Origin of the sequence: Pseudomonas sp. NPDC087346, assembly GCF_044744235.1 — a bacterium.
Classification (GTDB): Bacteria; Pseudomonadota; Gammaproteobacteria; order Pseudomonadales; family Pseudomonadaceae; genus Aquipseudomonas.
Genome location: NZ_JBIUXX010000004.1, coordinates 101,193 through 124,255, shown reverse-complemented (window position 1 = coordinate 124,255; position 23,063 = coordinate 101,193). Strand labels below are relative to the sequence as shown.

Sequence of the window (23,063 nt, the reverse complement as noted above, 5' to 3'; positions counted from 1 at the left end):
GGCCTCACGGGTAGAATGGCGCCCTTCCACATCAGCCCGAGCGGACTTCATGGCGTTGCCGACCTTACGGATTATTGGTTTCATCATCGGCATCTTCCTGATCACCCTGGCTATCGCCATGGTCGTGCCCATGGCCACCCTGGTGATTTTCGACCGCACCGGCGACATGCCGTCGTTCCTCTGGGCGAGCATGATCACCTTCGTCGCCGGCCTCGCGCTGGTGATTCCCGGCAGACCCGAACACATTCACCTGCGCCCGCGCGACATGTATCTGCTGACGGTCAGCAGTTGGCTGGTGGTATGTATTTTCGCCGCGCTGCCGTTTCTGCTGACCCAGCACATCAGCTACACCGACTCGTTTTTCGAAAGCATGTCCGGCATCACCGCCACCGGCTCGACTGTATTGAGCGGGCTCGACACCATGTCGCCGGGCATCCTGATCTGGCGCTCGCTGCTTCACTGGCTCGGCGGCATCGGCTTCATCGGCATGGCGGTAGCGATTCTGCCGCTGCTGCGAATCGGTGGCATGCGCCTGTTCCAGACCGAATCCTCGGACCGCTCCGAGAAAGTCATGCCACGCTCGCACATGGTGGCGCGGCTGATTGTGGCAGCGTATGTCGGCATCACCATTCTCGGCAGTCTGGCGTTCTGGTGGGCGGGGATGAGCCCGTTCGATGCGATCAACCACGCGATGTCGGCGATCTCTACCGGCGGTTTCTCGACCTCTGACCAATCGCTGGCCAAGTGGACACAACCGGCGGTGCATTGGGTCGCGGTCGTTGTGATGATCCTCGGCAGCCTGCCGTTCACCCTGTACGTGGCGACGATGCGCGGCAATCGCAAAGCGCTGCTCAAGGATCAGCAGGTGCAAGGTTTGCTCGGCATGTTGCTGGTGACCTGGCTGGTACTCGGCACCTGGTATTGGTGGACGACCAATCTGCATTGGCTCGACGCCCTGCGCCATGTGGCGCTGAACGTGACCTCAGTGGTGACCACCACCGGTTTTGCCCTCGGCGACTACAGCCTGTGGGGCAACTTCTCGCTGATGCTGTTCTTTTATCTGGGTTTCGTCGGCGGCTGTTCCGGCTCGACGGCGGGCGGGATCAAGATCTTCCGTTTCCAGGTCGCCTACATCTTGCTCAAGGCCAACCTTAATCAGTTGATTCACCCGCGTGCGGTGATCAAGCAGAAGTACAACGGTCATCGTCTCGACGAAGAGATTGTCCGTTCGATTCTGACCTTTTCGTTCTTCTTCGCCATCACCATCTGCGTGATCGCCCTGCTGCTGTCGTTGCTGGGCGTGGACTGGATGACTGCGCTGACCGGCGCCGCCAGCACCGTGTCCGGTGTCGGTCCGGGACTGGGCGAGACCATTGGCCCGGCAGGCAATTTCGCCACCCTGCCGGATGCGGCGAAATGGATTCTGTCGTTCGGCATGCTGCTCGGCCGACTGGAGATCATTACCGTGTTTGTGCTGTGTATTCCGGCATTTTGGCGTCATTGACAGCAGCCGGCGCCTGCAACAGCCGCGCCCGGTAATCGCCGGGCGTGGTGTCAAACCAGCGACGGAACGCGCGGAAGAAGTTACTCGGGTCGGCGAACCCCAATAGATAGGCGATTTCCAGCAAGGTCATGCTCGGTTGCGCCAGATATTGCTCGGCCAGTTCACGGCGCGTGTCATCAAGCAGTTGCTGAAAACTGGTGCCCTCCTCCTGCAAACGCCGTTGCAAAGTGCGCTGCGACAAGTGCAGGGTCTGCGCCACGGTGTCGCGCTTCGGTTCGCCCTGCGGCAGCAAGCGACAGAGCACCTGCCGCGCCTTGTGGGTCACGCGACTCTCGGAAAACCGCGCCAGATACTCCCCGGCAAACCGGTCATGCAATAGCGCCATCGCCTCGTTGGCGGTCGGCAACGGCGCCTCCATGTCTTCGCGCTCGAAAATCAGCGCATCGTAAGGCGCGTTGAACACCAGCGGCGCATGAAAGGCTTGCTTGTAAGGTTCAAGATTCTCCGGTTCATCACCCTGCACCAGCACTTTGCGCGGGTGCAGCGTGCGCCCGGTCAGCCAGCCGCACAGGCCCAAGGCACACGCCAGCGACGCTTCAGCACTTTGCCGGGTCGGTGGCAGATGATCGCCGTGCACGGTCAGGATCAGCGCATAACCTTCGTCGAGCAGCCGAAAACTCAGGTCGGCGCTCTCGGCGATGATTCGCTGATAACGCACCAGCCGCTGAAAACCTTCGGCCAGCGTATTGCTCGACATCAGCGCATAGCCGGCGACATGGAACGAGGCCGGTCGCACCACTTTGCCCATGTTCAGGCCAATCGCCGGATTGCCGGACAGCTCGACCGCCCGCTGCCAGAGCCGGGTCATGGAATCTTGCGGGAAGCGCGCATCCGGATCGGTGAGGGCTGCGTAATCGAGCCCCAACTGTTTGAACAGAACCCGGCAATCCAGGCCGTCCATCTCCAGTGCTTTGACAATCCCCATCGCCCAGCTTGCAGAAGTCGTTCGTTCGCTCATGGCGTTTTTCTTTTACATGATGGGTCGCATGCCACGGCCCTGTTTGCGAAGGATACTAAAGTGGCGCCCATTGTCACTGGCTGATGCCAGTCTTCACTCTAGACTCAAATAAGCTACCCGCAGAACAACTTGTCACCAGAACAATAACCACAGAGAACGCGGTCGTGGAAAACATCAGACATTTCAACAGCTTCGCTGAGTTCTACCCGTATTACCTCAGCGAACACAGCAACAGTACTTGCCGACGATTGCACTTCATCGGCACCTCATTGGTGATTTTCATTCTGGTGATGACCATCGCCAACGGCGCCTGGTTGCTGTTGCTGGCCTTGCCGCTGGCCGGTTACAGCTTTGCATGGGTCGGGCACTTCTTCTTTGAAAAGAACCGCCCGGCGACTTTCCAGCATCCGTTGTACAGCCTGCTGGGTGACTTCGTCATGTACCGCGACATGATCCTCGGTCGTGTGGGGTTCTGAAAAACAAGAAACAACGAGGATGGCCGATGAATGCCAATGCCCGCTTCACGCATATGAAGGATGGCACGCAGGAAGACTGGGCGATCATCGCCGCGGACTTCAGCGCTTACGCCAAGCAACTGTCATCACGAATCGTCACGCATCTGAAATTGCTCGAAGGTGATTTTGGCGGTTTCCCGGTGGATCGGCTCACCCATTCCCTGCAAACCGCGAGCCGCGCCTTTCGTGATGGCCGTGATGAGGAATACGTAGTCTGCGCGCTGTTGCACGATATCGGTGACACCTTGGGTTCGTATAATCACCCGGACATCGCGGCGGCGATTCTCAAGCCATTCGTCAATGCTGAAAATTTGTGGATGGTCGAGAAACACGGGATTTTTCAGGGTTATTACTTCTTTCATCATCTGGGCATGGATCGTCACCTGCGCGAACAATTCAGTGACCATCCGCAGTATCAGGCGACCATCGAGTTCTGTGCCAAATACGATGCCGCAGCGTTTGATCCGTCCTACGACACCCTGCCGCTGAGCTTTTTCGAGCCGATGATGGAGCGCTTGTTCGCCCAGCCGAAGAACTCGATCTACAAGGCGGCGATGGAAGAACACGCCCCGGCTTGATGTTGTTTGAACTGGCCTCATCGCGGGCAAGCCCGCTCCCACAGTGATTGTGGTGTTCACAAAACCTGTGGGAGCGGGCTTGCCCGCGATGAGGCCCTCTCTAACACCCGAGAAATCAGGCGAGTTCGGCGACTTTCGCGGCCTTTAGCTCAGCCTCCCGCGCCTGCGCATCCGCCAGCCGATACAGCTCGATCGTGCCATCCCAGTGCTCGATCAACGCCGTGCACGACTCCACCCAGTCTCCGCAGTTGAGGTAATCCACCTCGCCGACCTTGCGGATCTCGGCATGGTGAATGTGCCCACAGACCACGCCATGCAGTTCGCGCTTGACGCATTCATGGGCGATGGCTTCTTCAAAATCGCTGATGAAACTCACCGCAGTCTTGACCTTGTGTTTCAGGTACGCCGACAGCGACCAGTAGCCATAACCGTAGCGAGCGCGCCAATGGTTGAGCCAGCGGTTGAGGGTCAAAGTGAACTCGTAAGCCGAGTCGCCGAGAAAGGCCAGCCAGCGGTGATAACGGGTAATCACATCAAACTGGTCGCCGTGAATCACCAGCAGATGCCGGCCATCGGCGGTGACATGCACCGCCTCGTCGACCAACTGGATGTTGCCCAGAATCAGTTTCGAATAGCGCCGCAAAAACTCGTCGTGGTTGCCGGTGACATAGATCACCTCGGTGCCGCGCTTGCTCATGGTCAGCAAGCGGCGGATCACGTTGGTGTGCGCCTGCGGCCAGTACATGCCGCCGCGCAGCTTCCAGCCGTCGATGATATCGCCGACCAGATAGATCTTGTCGGTGTGATAGCCCTTGAGAAACTGCGACAGATGTTCGGCCTGGCAATCCCGGGTGCCCAGATGCACATCGGAAATCCACAAGGTCCGTACCCGTTGTTTGCGGCTGGGTTTGGCGAGCTCGGCGCTGGTCATGGGCAACCCTCTGCGATGTTTTCGCCAGCATGCTCGCGGCCGGTTAATCGACCATGACAAGCGCAAGTCAGTCCTGTGACAGCGCATCCCGAGTGCGCCGGTGTAGACTGACGCTCTGCCCGGAGACCCGCCATGCGACCGATCCTCACCCTGCGCCAATACACTCGCGACCTGATCGCCCACAGCCACGACCACCCGCAACTGGTGTTCGGCTTGTCCGGCGCGCTGGATTTCGAGGTCGAAGGCGTGGGCAGTCAGGTTCGCCAACAGAGCTTCGTGGTGATTCCGGGCGGCGCGCATCACGCGTGTGGCAGTGCCGACGGCAGTCGTTGTCTGGTACTCGACGTACCGGATGAACAATGGATTTCCCGCTCGCTCGGTGAGCATGCCGATGCCAGCCTGCGATTGCTCGACACCCCATCGCGTCTGGCGCTGGATGCCGGGCAAAGCCAACTGGTCAGTTGGCTGGCGAACAGCCCGGTCAACGATCCGCTGATTGCCCAGCAAGGCGCGGTGTTGTTGCTCGCCAGCCTGAATCACGCCCGCCCTGCCGAACTCGGCGCCCGTCGCCTGCCCTATGCGGCGCTGGATGCGCACATCGAGCAACACGCCGCGTATCCGCTGCAAGTGGCCGATCTGGCGCGGATCGCCGGGCTGTCCACGGCGCGACTGCATGCACGGTTTGTCGCCGAATGCGGGCAGACACCGATGGACTATATCCGCAGCCGGCGCCTGCATCTGGCGCTGCAAATGCTGGGCGAAACCGCGTTGCCCATCGGTGAAGTGGCGGATCGGGTCGGCTACAGTTCGCAGAGTGCGTTTTCGGCTGCGGTGCTGCGCGAATTCGGTGTCTCGCCCGGGCAACTGCGCCGCGAGCTGCGCGACAAAACACGATAGCCTGCCGACAGATTTGTATGGCCTTGCACGATTAAATGCAGGAGTTGCCGAAGGCTGCGATCTTTGCTTTTAAAGATCAAAAGATCGCAGCCTTCGGCAGCTCCTACATTTGAGATTGTGTCTGGATTAAGGATTGTGATGACTCCGCGTACCGCCCTTGGCGCCTTGCATATTGGCGCGTTGATGTTCGGCCTGACCGGTGTGTTCGGCAAACTCGCTGCCGCGTCGCCGGCGGTGATTGTCTTTGGCCGAGCCGCTTTCGCGGTGCTGGCACTGGCGTTTTTCGCTCGTTTCGCCAGTCAGAGCGGCTGGCAGAAACTGCAAGCGGTCGATTGGCGGCGGCTGGCCCTCAGTGGCGTGCTGTTGGCCGGGCACTGGGTGAGTTTTTTCATTGCGGTGAAAGTCGCCGGGGTGGCCATCGCGACACTGGGCTTTGCCAGTTTCCCGGCGTTCACGGTGATTCTCGAAGGGCTGATCTTCCGCGAACGCATCCGCGCCAACGAAATTCTGCTGGTGGTGCTGGTCAGCGTCGGTCTGGTGCTGGTGACCCCGGCCTTCGATCTGGCCAGCGGCGCTACCACCGGTTTGCTCTGGGCGGTGCTGTCCGGCCTGCTGTTTGCGCTGCTGTCGCTGACCAACCGTGCCAGCTCCGGGCGCATCCCGGCGGTGCAAGCGGCGCTGTGCCAAAACGTGGTGGTCGCGTTGTGTCTGCTGCCGGTGGCGGCGCCGCAACTGAGTGAAGTGCGCGCACTGGACTGGCTGTGGATCGGCCTGCTCGGGGTGTTCTGCACTGGCGTCGCGCACAGCCTGTTCGTCGCCAGCCTGGCGGTGATCAAGGCGCGCACCGCCGCCGTGGTGTTTGCGATGGAACCGGTTTACGGCATTACCATGGCGTGGCTGCTGTTCGATGAAAACCCGACGTTGCGCATGCTGATCGGCGGCGCCTTGATCATCGTCGCCATCGTGGTATCGAGCCGGATGTCAGGCAACGCCAGCAAAAAAGCAGTCGCAGCCGAAGCCGCCTCTCACTGAGTGCGGTCGTTGTGGCCGAGGTCGCGAGCAGGATCGATCTGATCGCGCACCCGCTGCTTGAGCACTTTGGCCTCGGGAAAACCGCCGTCAGCCTTACGCTCCCAGATCGGCACCGCGTCGCAGGTGATGTGAAACACCCCGCCGGTGCCGGGCACCAGAGACACTTTTCCCAAGTCATCGCCAAAGGTGCTGAGCAACTCCTGCGCCAGCCACGCGGCGCGCAGCAACCACTGACATTGGGTGCAATAAGTGATGACGATTTCCGGTTTTGTTACGGTCATGATCGCTGAAACTCCTGAGGCAGAGGGGCGCCGCTATAATAGCCGGCTTTATCGCTTGCCCCGAGACTCACCATGCACCGTTTGTTGTTCTGCCTGCTGCTAGGTCTGCTGCCATTTTTTGCTCATGCCGAGGAAACCTCGCGACCGAAAGTCGGCCTCGTGCTGTCCGGCGGTGCCGCTCGTGGGCTGGCGCATATCGGCGTGCTCAAGGCACTCGAAGAGCAAGGCATCAAGATCGACGCGATTGCCGGCACCAGCATGGGTGCAGTGGTCGGCGGCCTGTATGCCTCGGGCTATAAGATCGATGAGCTGGAAAAACTCGCGCTGAGCATCGACTGGCAGCAGGCACTGTCGGATGCGCCGCCCCGCGAAGACGTGCCTTTTCGCCGAAAACAGGATGACCGTGATTTTCTGGTGAAACAGAAACTCAGCTTTCGCGACGACGGCAGCCTCGGCCTGCCCATCGGGGTGATTCAGGGCCAGAACCTCTCGCTGCTGCTGGAAAGCCTGCTGGCCCACACCAGCGACACCCGCGACTTCGACAAGCTGCCGATTCCCTTCCGCGCCGTGGCCACCGACATCGCCAGTGGCGAAAAAGTGGTGTTCCGCAAAGGTCACCTGCCGCAGGTGATCCGCGCCAGCATGTCGATCCCGGCAGTGTTTGCGCCGGTCGAACTCGATGGCCGGTTGCTGGTGGACGGCGGCATGACCGACAACATCCCGCTCGATGTGGCCCGGGAAATGGGGGTCGATATCGCCATCGTGGTCGACATCGGTACGCCGCTGCGCAATCGCAAGCAACTGACCACCGTGGTCGATGTGCTGAACCAGTCGATCACCCTGATGACCCGGCGCAACTCCGAAGAACAACTGGCAGCCCTGCACCCCGATGACGTGCTGATCCAGCCGGCGCTGGCGAGTTTCGGTGTCACCGATTTCGGTAAAGCGCAGGAGATGATCGATGCCGGTTACCGCGCCACGCGGATTCTCGATGCACGCCTCGCCCGGCTCAAACCTGCCGAGTTTCAGGACGCCGAACTCAACGCCGCCCGGGCACCGGGGCAACGCACGCCGATCATCACCGCAATCAAGGTCGAGAACGACTCGAAAGTGGGTGACGATGTCATCCGCTACTACATCCGCCAACACATCGGCGAGCCGCTGGACCTGGGCCGTTTGCACTCGGACATGGGCACCCTGTACGGTCTCGATTACTTCGAACAAGTGCAATACCGCGTGGTGCACAAGGGCCAGGATCACACCTTGGTGATCAGCGCTCGCGGCAAGCGCAGCGGCACAGATTATCTGCGAGTCGGGTTGAATCTGTCGGACGACATGCGCGGCGACAGCGCCTTCAACCTCGGTGCCAGTTATCGGGTCAATGGCATCAACCGCCTCGGCGCCGAATGGCTGACGCGGGCGCAGATCGGCGATAAACAGGAACTCTACACCGAGTTCTATCAGCCACTGGACGTCGGTTCGCGCTACTTCATCGCGCCGTATGCGGCGTTCGAAGCACAGAACGTCGAATCAATACTGGATAACGATCCGATCGCGCAGTACCGCGTCGAACGCTACGGTTTCGGCCTCAACGTCGGCCGGCAGATCGGCAACAGCGGCGAAGTGCGCTTCGGTGTCGGCGAAGCCTGGGGCAAGGCGGATGTACGGATCGGAGATCAGGATCTGCCGAGCGAAAACTTCAACGAAGGTTTCTACACGCTGAAGTATTCGTTCGATTCGCTGGACAACGTTTACTTCCCCCACGAAGGCAAGGACATCAGCCTGACGTTTCTGCAATTCGAGCCAAGCCTCGGGTCGGACACGCGTTATCGCCAATGGGAGTTCAAGGCAGACAAAGCCATGAGCAGTGGCCCGGACACGCTGATTCTTGGCGGGCGCTACGGGCGCACGCTGGACGACGCCAATGTGGTGACATCGAGCTTCCTGCTCGGCGGCGCACGGCAGTTGTCAGGCTTTCGCGAAGATGCGATCTCCGGACAAAACGTCAGCCTGATGCGCGCCGTGTATTACCGCCGACTGACACCGCGCGCCTACCTGCCGCTGGACTTCCCGCTGTACGCCGGCGCTTCGCTGGAGCGTGGCCGGGCGTGGAACAACGACAATGAGTTCGACAGCGGCTACATCAATGCGGCGAGCGTGTTTATCGGCTTCGACACGCCGCTGGGGCCGTTGAACTTCACCTACGGTTTGAATGATGCGAATGAGCAGGCGGTTTATCTGAATCTTGGGCAGACGTTCTGAATGGAGTGAAACGTCAAGGATGATGGTGGCTGAAAGTCAGTCTTCGCGGGCAAGCCCGCTCCCACAGGTTTTGTGTACACCGCAAACCACTGTGGGAGTGAGCCTGCTCGCGATGGCGGTTTTAGCTACGCCGCCAAGAAAGGACTTCAGCGAATCCCGGCCAGCAACGTCCGCGCCGTCTGCCGCAACGGTTCATCACCGTCCTTGAGCAGCTCATTGAGCAAGGCAATCGCGCTGTCGATGTCACCGTCGTCAATGCAGGTTTGCGCCTGTTCAAGCTTGCCGGCGTTCGCCTCATCTACTGGATCAGATGCCAGCGGCGCCAACTCCAGCGTCTGCCCGAGGTCACCGAACTCATTGAGAAAGTCATCATCCAGCAGTGGTGTCTCGGCGTCGGCGATCCACTCCAGCTCGGATTCTTGCGCCGATTCGGCAGTCGGGGTTTCAGGCAGTTCGAAATCCACCGGCAACACTTCCAGACTGGAGCCCAGAGCCGACACGTCAGCCGCCGACTCGGCGCTGGCAGGCTTGCTGTCCTCCAGATCCCAGCTGGAATCCATCGACAGCTGATCCAGATTCAACTCGAAATCCGTGTCCGCTGCAGGTTGCACCGCAGTGACGGCGGCAGCAGGTGCGATCGGCAGCACCGGCACGGCTGTGACGAGTTTCGGATGTCGGGCACGAATGTCCCGCAATTGCTGCTCATCAACACCCAGATTGCGCAGATGACTTTCCTGCTCGTCAAAAGCGCCACTGGCGCCTTGGCGCCCGAGAACCTCCAGCAGTTGCAGACCGAGATCAATGCGTTCGGGCTCTTTGTGCAACGCGTCGCGCAACAGGCCGAGTGCTTCGCCAAGTCGCCCATACGCCAGATAAATCCCTACCGCTTCGAGCACGTCGCCGTTTGTCGGTTCATCACGATGCATAGCGACTGCGCTTGAACTGGTGGCATCAGCCGTTTGGGGCTCATCAGTCGTCGACTCATTGGCCAGCGGCAGAACCGGCAGCGTTTCGTCCTGCGCTTGCTGGCGCTGGCGACGGAGCCAAAACCCCGTTGCAAGTAAGCCCATCAGCACCAGAAAACCGCCGAGCAGGGGCCAGTTCGGGCCTTCATCGGAGGCCTCGACCGGCGCCGCACCCGGGGTCGGCACTGGCGGGCTGATGGCTGGCGGCGCTTTTTGCAATTCCATCAAGCGCTCTTGCAGATCACTCGCCTGCTTTTTGCCGTCGGCGATCAGCGTTTGCTGCTCCCGCACTTTCGCATTCAGTTCATCGATGGTTTTCTGCATCTGCTGGTTTGCCAGCACACTCGCCGCCAATTGCTCGGCCAGAGCATCGTTGACGGACGTGGCGACAGGCGATGGTTTCGGCGCGGCAGGCGCAGAGTCGCGTTTGCCTTGAGCGGCCGTTACCGGCGCGGCGGGCTCGACAGACGGGAAGCCAGAGGATTGTGGGCGCGGATCAGGCTCGACCGTGGAGGGGACGATACCCGGAGAGCCCGGAGGATCGATCAGCACCGTGTATTCGCGCAGTAAGCGGCCATTGGGCTGATTGAGCTGCACCAGAAAATTCAGGAAAGGTTCGTTGACCGGTTTGCTGGAGGTCACGCGGATCAGTTGACTACTGCCACGCAGGATCGGGGTGAACTTGAGGTCGTTGAGAAAGAACACCCGCTCGACCCCGGCCCGCCCGAACTCGTCCGGCGTGGCCAGGCTGACCGACAGTTCGCTTTCGCTGAGGCCGCCGACATCCACCAGCGCGATATCGGCCTTGAGCGGCTGATTGAGCGCTGAATGAATGGTGATATCACCCAGCCCCAATGCCAGCGACCAGCTCGAATAACTGAGTACACCTGCGACCAGCAGCCATTTGGCGCAACCGCGCAGTACCACGTGCCGACTTGCGAGCATGAGCATCCCTTAAATAAGCAAAACCGGTTTCTATGCGTTCGCACATCCGGTACGAACACGATATTGCCCAGTAGTTCTTATAGTCTGCTCTGCGCGATCCCTCAAAAAACCGGCGTGTGGTTATGCCTCAAGATTTTTCGAGATTGGCCAGAATGTGCCCGTGAACCCGCATGCACACCTTCATATCCGCCTCGTCGACGCCTTCGAACAGCTCAAGGCGCAATTGCGCGGCAATGGTTTCAATTTGTTCGATCAACGGCAGGGCTGGCGCACAGAGGACGATTTTTTTCGCTCGACGGTCTTCCATCACGGACTGGCGTTGCACCAGACCCTGGCCTTCCAGACTATCGAGCAAGCGTGCGAGGGTCGGCCCTTCGACGCCGACGCTTTGCGCCAGCTCACGTTGGGTCGGGGCTTCTTCGAAGCGCGCCAGATGCAGCAGCACCAGCCAGCGCGCCTGGGACAACCCCAGCCCGGCGAGGCGGCGATCCAGTTCGGCACGCCAGCCACGAGACATCTGGGCCAACTGCATGCCAAAGCGGTGTTGATCGGTTAACGGCATAAAACACTCATGATTAGGCTAAAAATAGAGAAATCTAATTATTAGTCAGCTAAGCATGGCCCACAGCTATAGGCAAGAGTTGCTCTGTACTGAATCGTTACATCCGTACAACGATTCAGCGAACACCATTCACATTTCAAATTCCGATTGCAGCGCAGCCCGTACGCAATACAGCACGCCTTCCGGAACCCGGCCGGCAAACAGCGCGGCAATTTCCGCGACCGGCGGTAGTTCACCCTCGCCGTCGAGGAATGCGTCCTGCACTTCGCCCATCAGTTCTTCCGGCAGATCCAGTGCCTGTTCCAGCGACAACTGCTGCTTGCCGATGGCCTCGGCGAGCATCGTGTAAACGTTCTTTTCCGAGCACAGCAATTGACCGGCGATCTGTAGCGGGGTCATGCCGGCGCGGGCCAGCGTGATCAGTTCATGGCGCACGTCAGCCACGACTTTCGGCACTTCAGCCTGCCCGCCGAGCACTTCGAGGAAGGCGTCGCCATAGCGCTCCAGCTTGCGTGCACCGACGCCGCTGACTGTGGCCATTTCCGCCAGCGAACTCGGTTGGCTGCGGAGCATTTCCAGCAACGTCGAGTCGGGGAAAATGACGTATGGCGGCACGCCGTGTTCTTCGGCGAGTTTGCGTCGCAGCGCACGCAGGGCTTCCCACTGTTCGCGCTCTTCGCCACGCACCAGCTGACTGGCCGGGCTCTTGCTGCCGCTCTTGGCGGTGATTTGCGGTTTCAGATCGCGGCGCAGTTCCAGGCTCACTTCGCCCTTGAGCAAAGGCCGGCAAGTGTCGCTCAGGCGTAAGCCGCCGTAGCCTTCATGGTCGACATCGGCCAGACCCCGCGCCACCAACTGACGGAACAGCGAGCGCCATTCGCTTTCGCCCAGTGCCTTGCCTACGCCCCACACCGACAAATGCTGGTGACCGAAGCTGCGAATTTTTTCGTTGTCCTTGCCCAGCAGCACATCCACCAGATGGCCGACGCCATAACGCTGGCCCGTACGGAAGATCGCCGACAGCGCCTGACGCGCAGGCTCGGTGGCGTCCCAGGTCTGCACGCCGTCGGTGCAGTTGTCGCAGTGGCCGCAAGGCTCGGGCATATCTTCGTCGAAGTAGGCCAGCAGCGTCTGGCGACGGCAGCGGGTTTCTTCGCACAGCGAGAGCATGGCGTCGAGCTTGTGCTGCTCCAGACGCTTGTGCCGCTCGTCGCCTTCGGAGTTTTGCAGCATCTGCTTGAGCATCACCACGTCTTGCAGACCGTAGGCCATCCACGCGTCCGCCGGCAGACCGTCACGGCCGCCACGTCCGGTTTCCTGGTAATAGGCCTCAAGGGATTTCGGCAGATCGAGGTGGGCAACAAAGCGCACGTTGGGCTTGTCGATGCCCATGCCGAACGCCACGGTAGCGACCATGATCAGGCCTTCCTCGTTGAGGAAGCGCTTCTGGTGATAGGCACGCAGATCGTTGGGTAGCCCGGCGTGATACGGCAGCGCCGGGAAACCTTGCTCGGACAGAAACGTCGCGACTTCTTCGACTTTCTTGCGTGACAGGCAATAGACGATGCCGGCATCGCTGCGCCGCTCGGCAAGGAACGCCAGCAACTGCTTGCGTGGCTGCTCCTTGGGGACGATACGATAGAAGATGTTCGGACGGTCGAAACTCGACAGAAAACGCTCGGCATTCTGCAAATGCAGACGTTCGACGATTTCTTCGCGGGTACGTTTGTCGGCGGTGGCGGTCAGGGCGATGCGCGGGACGTTGGGGAAGAGTTCCGCCAACTGGCCGAGTTGCAGGTATTCGCGGCGGAAATCGTGACCCCATTGCGATACGCAGTGCGCTTCGTCGATGGCGAACAGCGAAATCTCAAGACTCTGCAGGAACGCCAGCATACGCGGCTGTACCAGACGCTCCGGCGCCAGATAGAGCATTTTGACTTCGCCGCGCTTGATCCGCGTTGCCAGATCACGCTGCTGTTCGGCGCTCAGTGTGGAGTTCAATGCGGCAGCGGCCACGCCAAGCTCTTCAAGGGTGGCGACCTGATCGTCCATCAGTGCGATCAGCGGCGACACCACCACTGCCAGGCCTTCACGCAACAGCGCAGGCACCTGGAAGCACAGGGACTTGCCGCCACCGGTAGGCATCAGCACCAGCGCATCACCGCCGCTGGCCACGCGCTCAATGATTGCACCCTGACGGCCACGGAAACTGTCGTAGCCGAAGATGTCCTTGAGGACGCGTTGAGCCTGTTCGAGCATAAAAACTCCAAAAATCTACTGATACATCCCTGCCAGGCTGGTTCAGAACAGCCGTGGCTGCTTAAACAAAACGTAAGAGCGCATTGCATGACAGCCGCAATACGGGCAGGGATCGCAAAACGCGGCAGTATACCCGAGCCCTCCCCTGCACAGGGTGCCGCTGATAAGACTCTGATGAACCTGATGCACACTAAACCATGTGGGAGCGAGCCTGCTCGCGAATACGGTGGATCAGTCAATACTTAAAGTGCCTGAGAGACCGCCTTCGCGAGCAGGCTCGCTCCCACAGGGTCAAGATGCAGTCCTGCAATTGTGGCAAATCTGCCGTGCGGCTGGCTTGAGCGCGCAAGAAGGCCTAGAATTCCCGCATTGTTTATTCCCCCAAGGTAGCCCCGTAATGTCCTTCGCTGAGCAACTCACCCGCCTGCAAGTCTTCCTCGACGCCGACGAACTGCATGACGAGGCGCTGGATTACGTGGCCGCCCACGGCTACCTCACCGCGCTGTCGATCTGCGCCGAAGACGTCCCGGAGCGTGAATGGATCGACGCCCTGTTCGCCGAAGAGCCGCACTACACCGATGACGCGCAGCGCGCAGAGATCGAAGCCACACTGATCGGCCTCAAGGCGCACATCGCCCGTCAACTGGCGTCCGACGAAGAATTCGAGCTGCCGTGCGAACTGGATCTGGGCGAAGAGCCGGACGATTCCGAACTGCGCGGCTGGTGCATCGGCTTCATGGAAGGCGTGTTCCTGCGTGAAGCCGCCTGGTTCGAAACCGCCGAAGAAGAAGTCAGCGAAATGCTGCTGCCGATCATGGTGGGCTCGGGCCTGTTCGACGAACAACCAGAGTTCGAAGACATCGCCAAAGACGCCAACCTGATGGACGACATGATCGTGCAGATCCCGGAAGCCCTGACCGCGCTGTACCTGCTGTGCCAGGCACCGGACGAAAAACCGGCGATCCTCAAGCCACGTCACCACTAAGATCCGGCCTATGGACAACCCCATAGGCAACCGGTCCCTGATGTTGCGCTACTTGCTGCTGGCCATTGGCTGGCTGAGCGTGGCATTGGGGGTAATCGGGATTTTCCTGCCTGTTCTCCCCACCACCCCTTTCCTCCTGCTGGCGGCCGCCTGTTTCGCCCGCAGCTCTCCGCGTTTCTATCAATGGCTGGTCGAGCATCCAAGGCTCGGGCCGTGGATTCGTGATTACCTCGATGGCAACGGCATTCCGCTCAAGGGCAAGGTCTACGCGATCAGCCTGATGTGGGCGAGCATTCTGTTCTCGTGTTACCTGGTGCCACTGCCGTGGGCGCGGGGTTTCATGCTGACGAGTGCGGTGCTGGTGACGGTTTATATCCTCAGACAGAAAACCTTGCGCAATCCCTGATTTCACCCTGCTCTCGCCCCCGTCAATACGACCAACCGTTCATCGGATATACCCGGCCACCTGTTATTTCTGACAGTAGCCAACCCCTCCCCTTCAGGCCTTAAATTACTCCTGCCCCTGATCCGCAGCTCGAAATTCCAGAGCCAGAAACCCTTGAGTTCACGGTCGCACCTACTGGATGGAGTTGATCATGTTCACTTTCCGTCGGTCCCTGTTCCCCAGTCGCAATGAACTGCCCGCCCCGGCATCGGGATTGTTCCCTGCCTACTTCGCCGACATGGTTATCCCTGTGCCGGGCGCCGACGGAGGGATCAACAAAAACGCATACGAAGCGTTCGTTGAAGGGTTGTTTGCCCTTATCGACCCTTATCAGAAAATGGCGATCGATGATCTGCTGGAAGTTTTCCTGAATGACCAAAAGGTCGGCGAACTCAAGGTCAGGGGTGAACACCTCAATCAGCGATGGTTCTTCTTCATACCCAAGGACGGGCTTGTACCGGGTCTCTTCACCTGCCACTACCTATTGACCCGGGCAGGCGAAACCATACCTGACGATCCATCGGCCAAATTGACGCTGTTGCTGGAAATCGACGACCCGGCCGGTGACGACAAGCGCCCCTTCGAGCCTTGGCATTCGGAGCTGAAGAAGATCGGATTACCGCAGGATGTCATCGATAACGGTGTGACCAGGCGGTGGCTCGACACGGGCGTGCCTATGACCATCACCCGTTATCCGAATATCGCGGTGGGCGACATCATTCTCGCAATGTGGGGTAGCGTTTTTCTTCTGCCACATGTGCTGACACAGGCAGAAGTGGATGGCACCGTCGAAATTGTCGTCATGGCCCGACCCGAAGATATCCTCACTGCCGGTGACAGTGATGAAATGAAGATCCACTACGACGTTTGCGATCTGGTTTACAACTGGAGCGTGAAGTGGTCAGAAGCCGCCTTCGTACAAGTTGATGCCGGGGTATCACGCCTCGATGAGCTCATCATCAAGCAAGCGGATGACGGGAAAATCATTCTTGCAGACCTGGATGCCAACCCTGTCACCCTGCAGATCCTGATCGAAACCGACGACATCTTCACTGCCGGTGACACTCTCCTGATCACCGTGATCGGCACGCCGGTTCCCGGCAGACCACCTCAGACATTCAGCGTTGAAGCCATCGTCCGCACCCCGCCGTATATTCATGAAATCCCGGTTGCCTATGAGTTCGTGAAACTCTTCGCCCAAGGCACTCTCGATGCCTCCTATGCGTTGCGCAAGCAGGATGGCAGCCCGACGCTTTATTCCAGGCGCACTTTTGCCACAGTGATCGGCAATCCGTCGTTACTGCCGGCTCCGACAATCAGTGAGGTGGTCGGGAACATTTTGCCCCTCACGGTAATGGCGGCATCCGTGGTGATCAGATATTCAGGTATCCGCGATGGAGATCACATCACGTTGATCTGGCTGGGCAAAAAATCTAACGATGATGCCTACCTGCACGAAGAAGAATACACCGTCTCAGGTGAGGAGCAGAAAGCTGGCGAGGTGACGATTTACGTCAGCAGCGAGCACGTTATAGCTCTGGCGAACGGCAGCCTCAAACTGCAATACCGGGTATTCAACGATGCTACCGGCCAGTATGGGACCAGTGAGTCCGAGTTTCTGCGGGTCACCGTGGGAACATGGCAGGCAACGCTTCCAGCGCCCAAGGTTGAAGAAGCACCGGATGACATCCTGGATCCGTCTCAAACAGACAAACTGGTTCATGTGCTGGTCAAACCGGTGAACTGGGTCAAGGGCGATACGCTGACTTACCACTGGATCGGGATCACCCTGTACGGCAGCACAACCGCAAGCGTGCCGATCACACTGGCAACGGTCGGCCAACCAGTAAGGTTCCGCGTAGACAAACAATATGTCTCGGCCAATATCGGCTATTACGTGACCGTTATCTACACGTTGCTGCACGCGGCCACCGGGAATTACAGCTATTCCGCCCCTCTGGAGGTGCTGGTCGGCATTCCTCTGGGCAAATTACCGCCACCTACGGTTGTCCAGGCACCCAGCGGTATGCTGAACCCAATGGACGCACGTAATGGCGTGGACATTGATTGCAGCTACGCGACCATGGACGCCTTGCTCGACACACTCGGGTTGAAATGGCGGGGGACGCCAGGCGCCGGGAGTTCGGAAGACCTGGAGAAACCTGCCGAGGTTGTGGGCACCGTGAGGTTCCACCTTCCGCCCTCATTTGTCGGAGCCAATATCGCCCGTGAGGTAGCGGTCAATTACGACGTTCAGCGCTATGGCTTGTGGACCCTTTCGGAAGTGCTTTCGCTAAAGGTTCTCAGCTTTCAGAACCCTGAAACGGAACTGCCAAGACCCGAAGTTCCACAATCGACCGCAGGTGAATTGCTGGTAATGGAGCTCACCGGGAACGCGAACGTTCTGGTCAAGGCTTGGCCGTTTATTGCACTAAAACAATTGGTCTGGCTGTACATCGAGGGCCTGGGCAGCACGGGCGCCTATCGAATCGACCTGCTCACCGCGCATGAAGTGAACGCGACGCAACTCACTCAAGGCCTGAATGAAACCCTGCTCAAAACGGAATTGCTGAAATTGCTTCACGGCTCCAACGCCACCGTGGTTTGCAAAGTCATTTTCGATAACGGCACGAATGAAGATGCCGCCGCCATCGTTTTCCCGAGATTGCCGCTGGTTATTCGCCAGCACTACGAGTACGTCACACCCGTCATCACCGCTGTGATGTCGGCACAAGGGACGGTCATTCCCGAAGCGGGCCAGACCTACGACAAGCGTTTGACGATCGAGGGTACAGCGACACGAGCGGAAAAAGTCGATGTGCAAATCGACGGGGTCTCAAAGGGTATGCCTACCGTCGATGCCAATAGCCAATTCACTGTCACCGTGGACTTGATCGCAGGCCTGCATCGCGCCATTGCGATCGCCCAATATGAAGCCGACGACAGGATCAGTGATCCGAGATCGTTCACCATCACAGAAGCTACGTTACCCAGTATCACCGGCGTCAGGGACAGCAAGGGAGTCGTCGGCAACAACGGCACAACTTACGACTACCAGGTGACGGCGAGTGTAAATGCCGATCCCGACCAAAAAATCCAGCTGTACGACGGCGCATTGCCAATCGGACAGCCGATTAATCTGGACGGCGACGGCGATGGCAGCAACGTATTATCAGGTCTTCACCAGAAGCTTTACTTGCTCAAGGCCAAAGCACTTTATGGAAGTCAGCTTGAGTCACCCGTCCACTCATTTACAGTCAGGGCCCACCACACCACCACGCTGACTTCGGTCCGTCATTCAGGCGGAGAACTGGGCAACGGCGGGACAACCACAGACACCTCGGTGGTGGTGACTGGAGCGGCAACGCCGCTGTACAGCGTGCAGGTTTTTCTCAACAACGTGGGAGGGCAAATCGTGTCTGCCAACGGGAGCGGTGTCTGGTCGCTCAGCCTCGGCATTCATCTGGGCTCGAACACGGTGTACGCGAGGTCGGTAGCCAACGATCAACAGACCGTGTCGCGCAGCTTCACCAGGGAGATTCCGTTAGCACCGTTGATCTTCAATACCAGCCCGGTCACGTTGGGTGGCAAGACTTACATCATTCCCGGCAACCCCGACGTTCGTCCTGCTTCCAACGCAGGTAACTCGGTGCGACATCAAGCCTCCGGTGGCCGGCCAGGTTATACCTATGGATCCAGCAACACGGGAGTTGCGGTAGTCGATGGAACCGGGTTGGTAACCGTACGCGGCAGGGGGGAAACGACCATCACCGCCCGAGATGCCGCCAACCAGTCCAAGAGCTACAACGTGAGAGTGACGAATGTGATCCACTGTATCGGCTACGGGAATGGTAATTGGTCGGAAGCCAGCTCAAGGGTCACCTCGGGAGGTGCCCGGATTCCCAGCATGGCGGAGCTAAACGAAATATATGCGGCTTATGGGAGTCGGTGGCCAATGGGAAATCATCATTACTGGTCAACCGATGCCAGTAACTATTGGTGGATATTTCCGGCAAAAAAAACCAAGTATCTGGTTTCGGGAGGTGAAGGATCATCCAAACTATTTGGTCACTATTCGAATGTTGTAGGCATTCGCTGATGAAGAGGCAAGTCCATTCGCTGGCCGTTGTCTTTACGGGCAAGAAAAACCGAAGAGTGAATTTAAGGGGGCGACCGCTGGTCGAAAAACCGCCTTGACCTGTCAGATCTGACAGTAGCCAAATCACTCGTTTGATCGCTCAATCACTCCATCGCCCACACCATTCGGCAGGAGTGCCCGTCATGCTCGTCCAACCCCAAAAAGCCATCGGCACACTCGCCTTGCTCGACCCCGAAATCCCCGGCGCCAAGCTGCTACCGAGCGGCGAGTGGGCCATCAACCGCGCTGCCGCACTGCTCAATTTCCCCACTCAAGGCCTGAAGGTGCAGATCCCTGTCTGGTCGAACAAAAGTCTGGCCGACAAGCTCGAGTTGCTGCTCAACAACTTCGTGGTCGACCATCAAACCGTTACCCAGACCGCCGAACTGACCCAGCGCGCGACCTTGTTCGTCGCGCCGGGCCGTTTTCAGACCGGCTCCTCGGAACTGGCCTATCGGGTTACACGATTCGCTCAACAGCCGGAGCTTTTTGCTCCACCGCTCAAACTTACGGTCAAACTGGAAATTCCCGCCGGCCAGGACACCGATCCCGGGCAGGGTCACTCAAACCTGCACATGGAGTTCAGGCCGGCGGAAATTGTCCAGGACGGTGTCGACAAAGACACCGCCGAAAACGGCGTGGACATTTGGGTGACGGCCAAACCCGGCAGTGGCTCCAACCTGCCTTACCCGGGCATCACCGTGGGCGACGTGATCATCGCCAGTTGGGGCGGCAAGCTGGTGGAGTCGGATCCGGTCATCCAGGTGCAAATCGACGACCCGCTGAATAACCCTATCGTCATTCATATCAGCAAAACCATCATCCTTGCGGCGGGTGACTCCGGCAACGAAGGGCTGGCGGTATCATTCTTTGTCAGGGACTTTGCAGACAACGACTCCGAAGACTGGTGCAAGGAAACGCGCATCGTCGTCGACACCGGCAACTCGCGGCTGGATGCGCCGATTCTTCAACAGGCTGACGGCAACGAACTCGACCTCGACCAGTTGAATAACGAGCAATTGTTGCTCCAGGTCTTTGCAGCATCGCCTGTCGATTTCAAACTTGGCGATATCGTCATCATGCACTTGCAGGGCACTACCCTCGACGGCGAAACCGTGCAGGTCGATGCTCGCCAGAGCATCAACAAAAATCCACCTCTTGTCGTCGAGGTGCCGATGGACAACGACGGTGCCCGGGCACTGGCAAAAACCCAGGGGGTGTTTTTCTTCGACCTCGAACGTGGCGGCAGCATCATTCAACGTTCCAGAGGCCGCTTCATCAACATCATCGGCGAGCCCCAACGCATGGCAGCTCCCATTGTCGAAAGTGCCGTGAGCGGTGCGCTGGATCCAGACTTGTCGAACGTGATCGTACGCATCCCACACGATCCGAAGATCACCCCGGACACCGCTATCGAAATCATCTGGAGCATTACCCTCGCGGACGGCACCATTTTCGAACCCGAACTGGACTGGATCTTTCCAACCCCGCAGGAGGCCGATGACCCCGACGGCTTCATCGTCAGCATTTCGGGCCCCGAGTATCTGAAGCCCGGCGAAGGCGGCACGCTGCAGGTATCGTATAACCTGCTCAGCGAAGACGAGAACGGCGAGATCGTTCGCAGGCCTTCCCTGCCAGCCTCGCCGTTGAACATCGGCGAGCCCAGGCTTGAGCTGGTTCCGCCAATCCTGCTCGGTGAACAGGACGGCAGGTTTGAACCCAAGGATCTGCCCAATGGCATCAGCGAAGTCACCTGCCCCAACCCCGTGAACAATCCGACCCTGCCCAGGGATGTGGTGCACTGGCAACTGCATGATGCCCAGGGTGCGCTGCTTTTTACGGACAACAAGCCCCTCAACTCACTGAGCGCCGGCAAACCCGTAAAGTTTCCGCTGAACGCCGCGTTTGTTCAGCAGTACTTTGAAGCCCATCGCGGTGAACAGTTGATTGTGCGCTACCACATCGTTCGGGATGCGACAGGGAATACCAGTTATTCGAATCCGTTGGTGTCCACTGTTGGTGAGCCTCAATCATCGAAGTTACCGTTCGCCACTATCAAGGAAGCAAAAGGCGACCAGTTGAATCCGGGCGACGTTACAGACGGTGCAACGGTTGAAATCGGCGCTTCGGCTCAATTCAAAACAGATGACGAAGTGATGGTAACCGTGGAAGTGGAAGGCGCCGATCCCACTCCTCTTCCCGCTTATCTGGTGAAGTCTGAGGAGGAAGATAACGAACTGTCGTCGATCAAGGTACCTCACAGTCTGATCGATGGCGCAGAAGGCAAGAGCATCGCGTTGACTTACACCGTCAAGCGAAAAGCCGGAGGTATCGATGGGCCGGCGGAGATTACCGTTTACAACGTGCTTAATAAGTTGTTTCCACCGTCCGTGGTGAGCCCGGCGGCAGATCCGATTGACTCGTTGCAATACCCAGACGTGACGATACGAATTCAAGACCTCAACGCGCTGGATGGCGACCGGGCGCGGCTGGTTGAAGTCGACGCGCCGGTCGGGGCACCGCAATTTCCTTTGGTGGCGTTCAACAGCAACAAGCGGGTGAACACGTTGTTGAGTGCGGCGTTTTGGGCGGCTCGGCATGGGCAAGTGGTTAGGTTTCTCTGGAATCTGAATCGCGGTGGTGGTCAGGTTGGGAAATCGCCAGTGCTGACGGTGAATGTATTGAAAATTGAGGATGGGGATTCTCGACTACCGGTGCCAGCAGTCGACGGCAGGACTGAAAGTGAACTCGACGTAAAATTACTACAAGCGGCCGCACTATTAACCGTTACGCCATGGACGCATGTAGACGGTGAAAGGCTTTGGCTTCGATTTGAAGGTACTGACACCAAAGGAAACAGCGTCTTCTACGACGACTTGAAAGGCGAGGTGCTCAGTACGGCACAGGGACTAAGCAGACCTGTGCCCATTGCATGGTTGAGAGACTTGAAGAACGGAACGGATTTACGTATTACGGTTAAAGTTAACTTTGCTGGAGTAATGGATGAGGCGGCGGCGGCAAAGTTTCCAGCGCGCATTTATCTTGTTAAATCTGCCCCTCCTCTACTGTCTGAAAATTTTGACAACCAAGTAACGCAATATGCACGCCAAGGAGAAAGCATGGATTTACCGTCTATGCTTATCACGTACGTTTCCGGTGAGGGACGTATCGGTATCTTCGGTGAAATAAATGGGCACCCAACAATACCTGGGCGACGATCAGGGAAGTTCCTCAACACAGGGGAAGATCGCGGATTCACAACCGACCAACACATTCGAATTGACTTAAAGTCCACTTACAGCCGAATAAGCTTCTGGCATTCGTATATAAATACTACATACATAACACTAAAATTTCATGGAAAAGACGACACCCCTATCGGTTCGCAAATCATACTTGGACAAAGTACCTCTACGACCCCTTTTTTCTTCCAATACGAGGCGAGTGGAATCACTCGAATTGACTTTATTCATCCATGGGATTGGTACGCATTGGACTTCTTCGAGTTTCGAGTATGAATTCATTCAAAGAATACGGTGACGGATTTATTTTATCCGCCAAACTCTGTTGGTGATTGCCAGAATTGATCATGCTCGGGGAGCTGGTGGTAAATCAGATACTGGATAATCTTGAATTGCCCGCGTAGTGCTCGGATGGAAATCAGCTTTTGTGGCGAGGGAGCTTGCTCCCGCTCGGCTGCGCAGCAGTCGTAAACCTGTGCACGCGGTGAAACTGATACACCGCGT

Annotated in this window: 16 protein-coding genes; 10 read left to right on the top strand and 6 right to left on the bottom strand. The window is 58.4% G+C overall.

Annotated elements, in window-relative coordinates; genetic code table 11:
• Positions 1-49: 49 nt before the first annotated feature.
• On the top strand, positions 50-1,504 hold the full coding sequence (locus ACIOZM_RS04180) for a TrkH family potassium uptake protein (protein WP_401209866.1): 1,455 nt from the start codon (positions 50-52) through the stop codon (positions 1,502-1,504).
• Here the strand turns inward: ACIOZM_RS04180 and ACIOZM_RS04175 are convergent.
• Positions 1,461-2,522, bottom strand: coding sequence for an AraC family transcriptional regulator (locus ACIOZM_RS04175; RefSeq protein WP_401209869.1), 1,062 nt, complete (start codon positions 2,520-2,522; stop codon positions 1,461-1,463). The genes ACIOZM_RS04180 and ACIOZM_RS04175 overlap by 44 nt on opposite strands.
• A 164-nt stretch (positions 2,523-2,686) precedes the next feature.
• Here ACIOZM_RS04175 and ACIOZM_RS04170 point away from each other — a divergent pair, with 164 nt between their 5' ends.
• Together ACIOZM_RS04170 and ACIOZM_RS04165 are read left to right on the top strand one after the other, a co-directional pair.
• The gene (locus tag ACIOZM_RS04170) at positions 2,687-2,998 is read left to right on the top strand and encodes an Mpo1-like protein (protein WP_401209872.1); all 312 of its coding nucleotides are present in this window, start codon (positions 2,687-2,689) and stop codon (positions 2,996-2,998) included.
• Positions 2,999-3,024: 26 nt separating this feature from the next.
• Positions 3,025-3,615 (top strand): HD domain-containing protein, encoded by a 591-nt coding sequence (locus ACIOZM_RS04165; RefSeq protein WP_401209875.1) that lies wholly within the window; start codon positions 3,025-3,027, stop codon positions 3,613-3,615.
• 115 nt (positions 3,616-3,730) lie between these two features.
• On the opposite strand, the gene ACIOZM_RS04160 is transcribed toward ACIOZM_RS04165, so the two are convergent.
• Complete coding sequence (locus tag ACIOZM_RS04160) at positions 3,731-4,546, bottom strand: UDP-2,3-diacylglucosamine diphosphatase (protein ID WP_401209878.1); 816 nt, start codon at positions 4,544-4,546, stop codon at positions 3,731-3,733.
• 132 nt (positions 4,547-4,678) lie between these two features.
• On the opposite strand from ACIOZM_RS04160, the gene ACIOZM_RS04155 reads away from it, so the two are divergent.
• Together ACIOZM_RS04155 and ACIOZM_RS04150 are read left to right on the top strand one after the other, a co-directional pair.
• The gene (locus tag ACIOZM_RS04155; RefSeq protein ID WP_401209879.1) at positions 4,679-5,443 is read left to right on the top strand and encodes an AraC family transcriptional regulator; all 765 of its coding nucleotides are present in this window, start codon (positions 4,679-4,681) and stop codon (positions 5,441-5,443) included.
• 138 nt (positions 5,444-5,581) lie between these two features.
• Positions 5,582-6,475 carry a DMT family transporter gene (locus tag ACIOZM_RS04150; RefSeq protein WP_401209882.1) on the top strand — a complete coding sequence of 298 codons (894 nt, stop codon included), beginning with the start codon at positions 5,582-5,584 and terminating at the stop codon, positions 6,473-6,475.
• On the opposite strand, the gene ACIOZM_RS04145 is transcribed toward ACIOZM_RS04150, so the two are convergent.
• Positions 6,469-6,756 (bottom strand): SelT/SelW/SelH family protein, encoded by a 288-nt coding sequence (locus ACIOZM_RS04145; protein WP_401209884.1) that lies wholly within the window; start codon positions 6,754-6,756, stop codon positions 6,469-6,471. The genes ACIOZM_RS04150 and ACIOZM_RS04145 overlap by 7 nt on opposite strands.
• Positions 6,757-6,828: 72 nt before the next feature.
• Between ACIOZM_RS04145 and ACIOZM_RS04140 the strand changes: the two genes are divergently transcribed.
• Positions 6,829-9,018 (top strand): patatin-like phospholipase family protein, encoded by a 2,190-nt coding sequence (locus ACIOZM_RS04140; protein ID WP_401209887.1) that lies wholly within the window; start codon positions 6,829-6,831, stop codon positions 9,016-9,018.
• 146 nt (positions 9,019-9,164) lie between these two features.
• On the opposite strand, the gene ACIOZM_RS04135 is transcribed toward ACIOZM_RS04140, so the two are convergent.
• The 3 genes from ACIOZM_RS04135 to recQ all read right to left on the bottom strand — a co-directional run bounded on the left by ACIOZM_RS04135 (position 9,165) and on the right by recQ (position 13,749).
• Entirely contained in the window at positions 9,165-10,928 is a 1,764-nt protein-coding gene (locus tag ACIOZM_RS04135) for a FimV/HubP family polar landmark protein (RefSeq protein ID WP_401209890.1), read from the bottom strand.
• Positions 10,929-11,055: 127 nt separating this feature from the next.
• Positions 11,056-11,490 (bottom strand): MarR family transcriptional regulator, encoded by a 435-nt coding sequence (locus ACIOZM_RS04130; protein ID WP_401209893.1) that lies wholly within the window; start codon positions 11,488-11,490, stop codon positions 11,056-11,058.
• A gap of 129 nt (positions 11,491-11,619) precedes the next feature.
• A complete protein-coding gene (gene recQ / locus ACIOZM_RS04125) occupies positions 11,620-13,749 on the bottom strand; it encodes a DNA helicase RecQ (protein WP_401209896.1) in 2,130 nt (709 codons plus the stop codon).
• Between the two features lie 397 nt (positions 13,750-14,146).
• On the opposite strand from recQ, the gene ACIOZM_RS04120 reads away from it, so the two are divergent.
• The 4 genes from ACIOZM_RS04120 (at position 14,147) to ACIOZM_RS04105 (ending at position 22,835) form a co-directional block, all read left to right on the top strand.
• Complete coding sequence (locus ACIOZM_RS04120) at positions 14,147-14,734, top strand: UPF0149 family protein (protein ID WP_401209899.1); 588 nt, start codon at positions 14,147-14,149, stop codon at positions 14,732-14,734.
• 10 nt (positions 14,735-14,744) lie between these two features.
• Complete coding sequence (locus ACIOZM_RS04115) at positions 14,745-15,140, top strand: YbaN family protein (protein WP_401209902.1); 396 nt, start codon at positions 14,745-14,747, stop codon at positions 15,138-15,140.
• Positions 15,141-15,330: 190 nt separating this feature from the next.
• Positions 15,331-19,278: an Ig-like domain repeat protein gene (locus ACIOZM_RS04110; RefSeq protein ID WP_401209905.1), complete on the top strand. Its 3,948-nt coding sequence runs from the start codon at positions 15,331-15,333 to the stop codon at positions 19,276-19,278.
• Positions 19,279-19,460: 182 nt separating this feature from the next.
• A complete protein-coding gene (locus tag ACIOZM_RS04105) occupies positions 19,461-22,835 on the top strand; it encodes a hypothetical protein (RefSeq protein ID WP_401209907.1) in 3,375 nt (1,124 codons plus the stop codon).
• Positions 22,836-23,063: the final 228 nt, after the last annotated feature.

Excerpts from the sequence above, each read along its gene's own strand:
- ACIOZM_RS04180 (WP_401209866.1), top strand. The coding sequence starts at position 50 with ATGGCGTTGCCGACCTTACGGATTATTGGTTTCATCATCGGCATCTTC.
- ACIOZM_RS04110 (WP_401209905.1), top strand. The coding sequence starts at position 15,331 with ATGTTCACTTTCCGTCGGTCCCTGTTCCCCAGTCGCAATGAACTGCCC.
- ACIOZM_RS04115 (WP_401209902.1), top strand. The coding sequence starts at position 14,745 with ATGGACAACCCCATAGGCAACCGGTCCCTGATGTTGCGCTACTTGCTG.
- recQ (WP_401209896.1), bottom strand. The coding sequence starts at position 13,749 with ATGCTCGAACAGGCTCAACGCGTCCTCAAGGACATCTTCGGCTACGAC.
- ACIOZM_RS04120 (WP_401209899.1), top strand. The coding sequence starts at position 14,147 with ATGTCCTTCGCTGAGCAACTCACCCGCCTGCAAGTCTTCCTCGACGCC.
- ACIOZM_RS04145 (WP_401209884.1), bottom strand. The coding sequence starts at position 6,756 with ATGACCGTAACAAAACCGGAAATCGTCATCACTTATTGCACCCAATGT.
- ACIOZM_RS04135 (WP_401209890.1), bottom strand. The coding sequence starts at position 10,928 with ATGCTCGCAAGTCGGCACGTGGTACTGCGCGGTTGCGCCAAATGGCTG.
- ACIOZM_RS04160 (WP_401209878.1), bottom strand. The coding sequence starts at position 4,546 with ATGACCAGCGCCGAGCTCGCCAAACCCAGCCGCAAACAACGGGTACGG.
- ACIOZM_RS04105 (WP_401209907.1), top strand. The coding sequence starts at position 19,461 with ATGCTCGTCCAACCCCAAAAAGCCATCGGCACACTCGCCTTGCTCGAC.
- ACIOZM_RS04130 (WP_401209893.1), bottom strand. The coding sequence starts at position 11,490 with ATGCCGTTAACCGATCAACACCGCTTTGGCATGCAGTTGGCCCAGATG.
- ACIOZM_RS04140 (WP_401209887.1), top strand. The coding sequence starts at position 6,829 with ATGCACCGTTTGTTGTTCTGCCTGCTGCTAGGTCTGCTGCCATTTTTT.
- ACIOZM_RS04165 (WP_401209875.1), top strand. The coding sequence starts at position 3,025 with ATGAATGCCAATGCCCGCTTCACGCATATGAAGGATGGCACGCAGGAA.
- ACIOZM_RS04175 (WP_401209869.1), bottom strand. The coding sequence starts at position 2,522 with ATGAGCGAACGAACGACTTCTGCAAGCTGGGCGATGGGGATTGTCAAA.
- ACIOZM_RS04150 (WP_401209882.1), top strand. The coding sequence starts at position 5,582 with ATGACTCCGCGTACCGCCCTTGGCGCCTTGCATATTGGCGCGTTGATG.
- ACIOZM_RS04155 (WP_401209879.1), top strand. The coding sequence starts at position 4,679 with ATGCGACCGATCCTCACCCTGCGCCAATACACTCGCGACCTGATCGCC.